We start from the raw sequence: 6,578 nt of genomic DNA, 5'->3' as shown, positions 1-6,578 counted from the left end.
GGCTGGGCGTTGGCGGTCAGCGTCAGCGTCTCTTCCGGGCCTTCCCAGATCAGTTTCGACAGGTTTTCGCCGAGCGCGGCGTCCACTTCCTCGAAGACGCGGCGCGCTTCCGGGAATTGATCGGCGAGGTCCTTGCCCATGCCGACGGCCTGGCTGCCCTGTCCCGGAAAGGTGAATGCGACGGCCATTTTGGTCTCTCCAGAGGCTGGTTTTTCCCTGCCTCTGGCGCAAGGCGGACGGCCAAGTCAAGCCCGCGGGCATACCTTTAACCCGTCTTTCAGCCCGAAAACCCGACTGACTCCCTGTTCCAAAAGGCTTTTTGGCGATCACACCTGATGAAAACCGCTCACGTTTGGTTTGCTGGCTCTTCTTATTTCCGCCACAGGCGCTAGCTTTGCGTGACACTTTGATGACAGAGCCGTGACGCGCGTGGAAGGCGTGTTGCAAGGGCCCGGGGGAGTTTAGTGGCAAGGATCAGGAAAGGCGCGGCCAAGCCCGTGCCGCAATTTTTGGAAGACGATCCGTCCACCGGCTACCTGCCGGGGCGACCCTGGCCGACTGTACGCTACGGTCTGGCGACGCTTCTTGCCGCCGCCCTGCTCGTCTTCGCGATCGAATGGATCGTGCGCGGCGATTTCTTCGGCACGGTCGATTTCTTCCTGCAGCCCTTCAAGCCGGGCTGGACCACCATCATCGTCTTCGCGTTGGTGCTGGTCGGGCTGGACGCCGTGATTGGCCGCAGCCACCAGAGCCTGATGATCGTGGCGCCGCTGACGCTGGCGCTCGCCTTTGTCGGTCACCAGAAATCGCATTATCTCGGCGATCCGCTCTATCCGACCGATTTCCTGTTTGCCCGCCAGATCATGGCGCTGATGCCGCTTTTGGTGCGCGAACGGCCATGGACGGCCATCATGCTGGCCGCGGCAATCGTCGGCGGGCTGGCGCTGCTGGTCTATGGCTGGCGGGCCTGGCGCCGGCGGGTGCCGATCCTCAGCCGCAAGGGCCGCCTGGCGCGGCTGGCGCTGGCCGTGCCGCTGCTCGCCTTCTTCGTCTCGATCATGGACTACGCCACCTTCTCGTGGACGCGCGACCGGCTGCAGATCATCCCGATCATGTGGGACCAGAAGGAAAACTACGCCTCGAACGGTTTTGCGCTGGCCTTCGCGATGAATGTGCCGATGGCGCATGTCTCGGCGCCGCCCGGTTATTCCGAAAAGGCGATGGCCGCGATCCAGCGCACCGACGTCGCTGCTTCGGTGCCGGCCGACAAGCCGGATATCGTCGTGGTGATGAGCGAATCCTTCTGGGATCCGACGCGACTGCCTGGCGTCACCATCAAGCCCGACCCGATACCGACCGTGCGCGCCTTGCGCTCCGGCTCGATGTTCTCGCCCGAGTTCGGCGGCATGACCGCCAATATCGAATTCGAGGCGCTGACCGGCTTCTCCAACGCCTTCCTGCCGGCCGGCTCGATCCCCTACCAGCAATATGTGCGCACCCCGACGCCCTCGCTGGCGACCTTCCTGAAGAGCGAGGGCTACCGGGCGCGCGCCATCCATCCCGGCACCAACTGGTTCTGGAACCGCGGCGCCGTCTATGCCGATTTCGGCTTCAGCGATTTCCGTTCCGAGGAGACGCTGCCGCCGATGGAAAAGCGCGGGCCGCTGGCGTCCGACGCGGCGATGACCGATGAGATCATCCGCGAGGCCGACGCCAGCGACGATCCGGTGTTCCTGTTCGCCGTCAGCCTGCAGAACCATGGCCCTTACGAGCCCTACCGCTATTACAATCCGACGCATTCGGTCGAGGCGCCGATCAGTTCCTGGGCGCGGGAATCGCTGCTTTCCTACGCCGAGGGCTCGGCCGACGCCGACCATGGCCTGCAGCGGCTGATCGACTGGGCGAAGAAGCGTGAGCGGCCGACCATCATCGCCTTCTTCGGCGACCACCTGCCGCCGCTCGGACCCGTCTATGTCGAGACCGGCTTCCTCAAGGACAATGTCGCGCCGCGCAAGGAGCCTAGCGACGCCGCGCTCGAGCACCACGACACGCCATTGGTGATCTGGTCGAACCGCTCCGGTCCGGTGCAGAACGTGGGCGCGGTGAGCCCGGCCTTCCTGCCCTACCACATCCTGACCACGGCCGGCATCACGCATCCGTACTACACCGGCTTCCTCGGCGCGCTGCGCGAACATTACCGGGTGGTCGACCGCAACCTGCTCCTGTCGCCCGAGGGCGAAGCGACGCCGGACTGGGCGCGGCAGAAGCAGATAGATCCGAAGATCAACGATTTCCGGCTCATCCAGTATGACATGATGTTCGGCAAACGCCTCTCGGCGCCCGACTTCTTCCCCGAGACGGTGAACAAGCTCGTCGCGCATACGAGCTGAGATCGGCCACCATTCCGCAGGCGTCGGAGAAATCAGGCCCTGCGGCATTGTGGAATCCTGGATCCTGGCTGCCGGCCTTGCGTTCCCGCGAAATTGCTATATAGACGCCCGCAATCTGCCGGTCCTTGCTGGGGGCTGAACGGAGGGCCGTGGCTTTTCGAAGCCGCGACACGAAGCCAGAAGCGCTTTTAGCCTCCCGTGTCTCCGCTCTCGACCGTCTCGCGATGCTCCTTTCTTCCCCGCTTTGTCGGGTCAGACAAGTTGCAGAGGCTTAGCCGCGAGGGCCGGACAGAGAAACGAAGAAAGGCAGAAAGACATAATGGCTCTTTACGAACATGTGTTTCTTGCCCGGCAGGACCTGTCGCAGCAGCAGGTTGACGCGCTTGTCGAACAGTACAAGGGCGTCATCACCGCGAATGGCGGCTCGGTCGGCCGGATCGAGAACTGGGGACTGAAGTCCCTCACCTACCGGGTCAAGAAGAACCGGAAGGCTTACTACACGCTGATGGACATCACCTGCCCGCCGGCCGCGCTCAACGAGATGGAGCGCCAGATGGGTCTGTCGGAAGACGTCCTTCGCTTCCTCACCGTCAAGGTGGAAGCGCATGAGGAAGGCGCTTCGGCGATGATGCAGAAGCGCGAAGAGCGCTCCGAGCGCGGCGGCTTCGGCGACCGCGACCGTGGCGACCGGGGCCCGCGTTCCTTCGGTGACCGCGACCGCGGCGACCGTGGTCCGCGTTCGTTCGGCGACCGTGACGGCGGCGACCGTGGTCCGCGCCGTCCGCGCGAAAGCTCTGAAGGGGGTGCAGAATAATGGTCGACATCAACCAGATCCCGACCCGGCGCCCGTTCCATCGCCGCCGCAAGACCTGCCCGTTCTCCGGCGCCAATGCGCCCAAGATCGACTATAAGGACGTGCGTCTGCTGCAGCGCTACATTTCCGAGCGCGGCAAGATCGTGCCCTCGCGCATCACCGCCGTCAGCCAGAAGAAGCAGCGCGAGCTCGCCAAGGCGATCAAGCGCGCCCGCTTCCTCGGCCTGCTGCCCTACGTGGTTCGCTAAAAATCGAGCGGGCGGTTCGCCGCCCGCTTCCACCTCCGCGGCGACGGGCGCCGCGAGGTTTGAAATCAAATCCCGAGTTGGGGCCTGTTGCCTCTAACTGCCCAGACAGGCAGGACAGCGACAAAAGCGGCAACGCCGCCAAGCTTGCTGACCTGTTCCAATCACTCAGCGTCGATCCTCGATCGACGCCCAGACGAAGGAACGAAACCATGGAAGTCATTCTCCTCGAGCGCATTTCCCGCCTCGGCCAGATGGGCGAGACCGTGAAGGTCAAGGACGGGTTCGCCCGCAATTTCCTGCTCCCGCAGGGCAAGGCGCTGCGCGCCAACGAAGCCAACAAGAAGAAGTTCGAGGGCCAGCGCGCCCAGCTCGAAGCCCGCAACCTGGAGCGCAAGTCTGAAGCCTCCAAGATCGCCGAGACGCTCGACGGCAAGAGCTTCATCGTTGTGCGCTCGGCCGGCGAGACCGGCCAGCTCTACGGTTCGGTGTCGACCCGCGATATCGCCGATCTGCTCACCGCCGAAGGCTTCACCGTCAACCGCAACCAGATCGAGCTCAACCAGCCGATCAAGACCATCGGCCTCTCCAACGTGGCGATCGCGCTGCATCCGGAAGTCGAGGTCACCGTGACGCTCAACGTCGCCCGTTCGGCCGACGAGGCGGAACGCCAGGCCAAGGGCGAGACGCTGACCACCGCCGAAGCCATCTATGGCGAGGACATCAACGACAACGCCCGGCCGGAGAATTTCTTCGACCCGAACGCCGAATTCGAAGGCGGCGAAGAGAACGCCTGATCACTGCATTTCCGAAGCATCGCTTCGGCTCGCAGACGTCCAGGATTTCTGGACCAACGCCCGGGTCTCAGACCCGGGCTTTTTTGTGCCAAAAGGAACTTTTCGACACCCCATATCTTGTGCACATTACAGCGTAGCGCGTCGATTGGACGCGGGCGATGTGCTGTGGCATCTTCGCTTAGGCATTCCAGTCTGATTACCGGGTGATCCGACTGAGGGGACATTTGGTCATGAACATCCTGTTGAAACACGTTCTCGAACGCCTGGTGCGGGTCGGCGACCTCAAGGTGACGGGCCCAAAGGGCACGACGCACAAGTTCGGCGACGGCAGCGGCGAGCCGGTGCATATCCACATCAAGACGTCGCATGCCGAGCGCGCCATCACCTTCGATCCGATGCTGGCGGTGCCCGAGGCCTATATGGACGGCGAGCTGGATGTGCTGGAGGGCGGCGTTCTGGGGCTGATGCGCATCGCGTTCCAGAACATGGGCTCAAGCGGCATCGACGTGTCCTGGTCGAAGGCGATCGAGGGTCTGCGCCATGCCTTCCGCCGGCTGCAGCAGATCAACACCGCCGCGCGCTCGCGCCGCAATGTGCAGCGCCACTACGACCTGTCGGGCGAGCTCTACAAGCTCTTCCTCGACGAGGACATGCAGTATTCCTGCGCCTATTTCGAGCAGCCCGACATGACGCTGGACGAAGCGCAGCTTGCCAAGAAGCGCCACATCGCCGCCAAGCTGCGGCTCAAGGCTGGCCAGACGGTGCTCGACATCGGCTCCGGCTGGGGCGGGCTCGGCCTCTATCTCGCAAAGATCTTCGACGTCGACGTGCAGGGCGTCACGCTGTCCACCGAGCAGCATGGTGTCGCCACCGACCGCGCGCATGCGCAAGGCCTGCAGGACCGGGTGCATTTCGAGCTCAAGGACTATCGGCACATCAACGAGCGCTTCGACCGCATCGTCTCGGTCGGCATGTTCGAGCATGTCGGCGTCAACCATTACCGAACCTTCTTCGACAAGACCGCGACGCTGCTCAAGCCAGACGGCGTGATGCTGCTCCACACGATCGGCCGTTCCGGCGTGCCGTGGGCGACCAGCGCCTTCGTCCGCAAATACATTTTCCCGGGCGGTTACATCCCGGCGATGTCGGAGGTGATGCCGGCGATCGAGAAGTCGGGCCTGGTGGTGACGGACATAGAAATCCTGCGGCTGCACTATGCCGACACGCTGAAGCATTGGGGCGCCCGCTTCGCTGCCAACCGCGACAAGGCGAAGGCGATCTATGACGAGCGCTTCTGTCGGATGTGGGAGTTCTATCTCGCCGCCTCGGAGGCCGCCTTCCGCTGGCAGGACCTGGTGATCTTCCAGTTCCAGCTCGCCAAGAAGAACGACACGCTGCCGGTGACCCGCGACTATATCGCCAAGTGCGAGAAGGCGTTGGAGTTGCGCGACCACGGCCATCCGGAGCCGGAAGCGCCTGCCGCCCGGCCGGCCAAGCCGACGCGCAGGCGCAAGGCGGTGGAGTAGGCACGCATTGCCGCTTGCCATTGCGCGGTGACGCTATGAAAAAGGTCTCGTTCGCGAGACCTTTTTTCATGACCTATCTCATCTGTATCGCCGCAGCGCTTGCCGAGATCGCCGGCTGCTTCTCGTTCTGGGCGTGGTGGCGGCTGGAGAAGTCGCCGCTCTGGCTTCTCCCCGGCCTCGTCTCGCTCGCGCTGTTCGCCTTCCTGCTGTCGCTGGTCGACACCAACGCGGCTGGCCGCGCCTATGCCGCCTATGGCGGCATCTACATCGCGGCTTCGCTTGGCTGGCTGTGGCTGGTCGAAGGCGTGCGTCCCGACCGCTGGGACCTGGCGGGCGCGGCGCTCTGCATCATCGGCGCCTCCGTCATCCTGCTTGCGCCGCGCGGGATTTGAGCGATGGAGCTTCCTGCCCAGCTGCGCCAAGGCGTTGACAGCCTGCTCGAGAAGGTGCCGCTTGCGGCGCTAAAGCAGGCGGCAAGGACGCTGTCCGAACGCTACCGCGCCGAGCTTCGCGACGGCCGCCTGCATATGGGCGAGGAGATGGCGGTCAAGGCCTATCTGGCGACGCGGCTGCCCGCCACCTACGCCGCGGTGCGCGCCAGCCTCGACGCGCTTGCCGATGCGCGGCCGGATTTCCAGCCGAGGACCCTGCTCGACATCGGCGCCGGGCCTGGCACGATGCTTTGGGCCACGGCAGACGCCTGGCCGGAGCTGGGACAGGCGATGCTGGTCGAGGCAAGCGCCGCGGCGCGCAAGGTCGGGCAGTCGCTTGCAGCCGGCACGATCGCCGCCCGCACCGAATGGGTC

At 64.3% G+C, this 6,578-nt stretch carries 7 protein-coding genes and 1 pseudogene; 7 read left to right on the top strand and 1 reads right to left on the bottom strand.

The genetic code is table 11. The features are described from left to right. A pseudogene (locus EOA28_RS20340) lies at nt 1-188 on the bottom strand (ACP S-malonyltransferase); the annotation flags it as partial. A gap of 276 nt (nt 189-464) precedes the next feature. Here EOA28_RS20340 and EOA28_RS20335 point away from each other — a divergent pair. From EOA28_RS20335 to EOA28_RS20305, 7 genes are all read left to right on the top strand, one after another. Further along, the gene (locus tag EOA28_RS20335) at nt 465-2,390 is read left to right on the top strand and encodes an LTA synthase family protein (RefSeq protein ID WP_127251698.1); all 1,926 of its coding nucleotides are present in this window, start codon (nt 465-467) and stop codon (nt 2,388-2,390) included. 319 nt (nt 2,391-2,709) lie between these two features. Continuing rightward, on the top strand, nt 2,710-3,204 hold the full coding sequence (gene rpsF, locus EOA28_RS20330) for a 30S ribosomal protein S6 (protein ID WP_127228415.1): 495 nt from the start codon (nt 2,710-2,712) through the stop codon (nt 3,202-3,204). After that, complete coding sequence (rpsR, locus tag EOA28_RS20325; RefSeq protein WP_006203718.1) at nt 3,204-3,452, top strand: 30S ribosomal protein S18; 249 nt, start codon at nt 3,204-3,206, stop codon at nt 3,450-3,452. The genes rpsF and rpsR overlap by 1 nt, the downstream gene beginning before the upstream one ends. A gap of 209 nt (nt 3,453-3,661) precedes the next feature. Then, nucleotides 3,662-4,246, top strand: coding sequence for a 50S ribosomal protein L9 (rplI, locus tag EOA28_RS20320; RefSeq protein ID WP_126061847.1), 585 nt, complete (start codon nt 3,662-3,664; stop codon nt 4,244-4,246). A 230-nt stretch (nt 4,247-4,476) separates the two neighbouring features. Next, a complete protein-coding gene (locus tag EOA28_RS20315; RefSeq protein WP_127251697.1) occupies nt 4,477-5,772 on the top strand; it encodes a cyclopropane-fatty-acyl-phospholipid synthase family protein in 1,296 nt (431 codons plus the stop codon). Nucleotides 5,773-5,840: 68 nt separating this feature from the next. Continuing rightward, nucleotides 5,841-6,164, top strand: coding sequence for a YnfA family protein (locus EOA28_RS20310; protein ID WP_127251696.1), 324 nt, complete (start codon nt 5,841-5,843; stop codon nt 6,162-6,164). Between the two features lie 3 nt (nt 6,165-6,167). Further along, the coding region (locus tag EOA28_RS20305; RefSeq protein WP_281060911.1) for a small ribosomal subunit Rsm22 family protein at nt 6,168-6,578 on the top strand (411 nt) is incomplete at its 3' end.

Origin of the sequence: Mesorhizobium sp. M2A.F.Ca.ET.067.02.1.1 (assembly GCF_004023285.1) — a bacterium.
Taxonomy (GTDB): Bacteria; Pseudomonadota; Alphaproteobacteria; order Rhizobiales; family Rhizobiaceae; genus Mesorhizobium.
The sequence above is the reverse complement of the archived record's forward strand: the minus strand, read 5'-3'. Positions and strand labels throughout refer to the sequence as shown.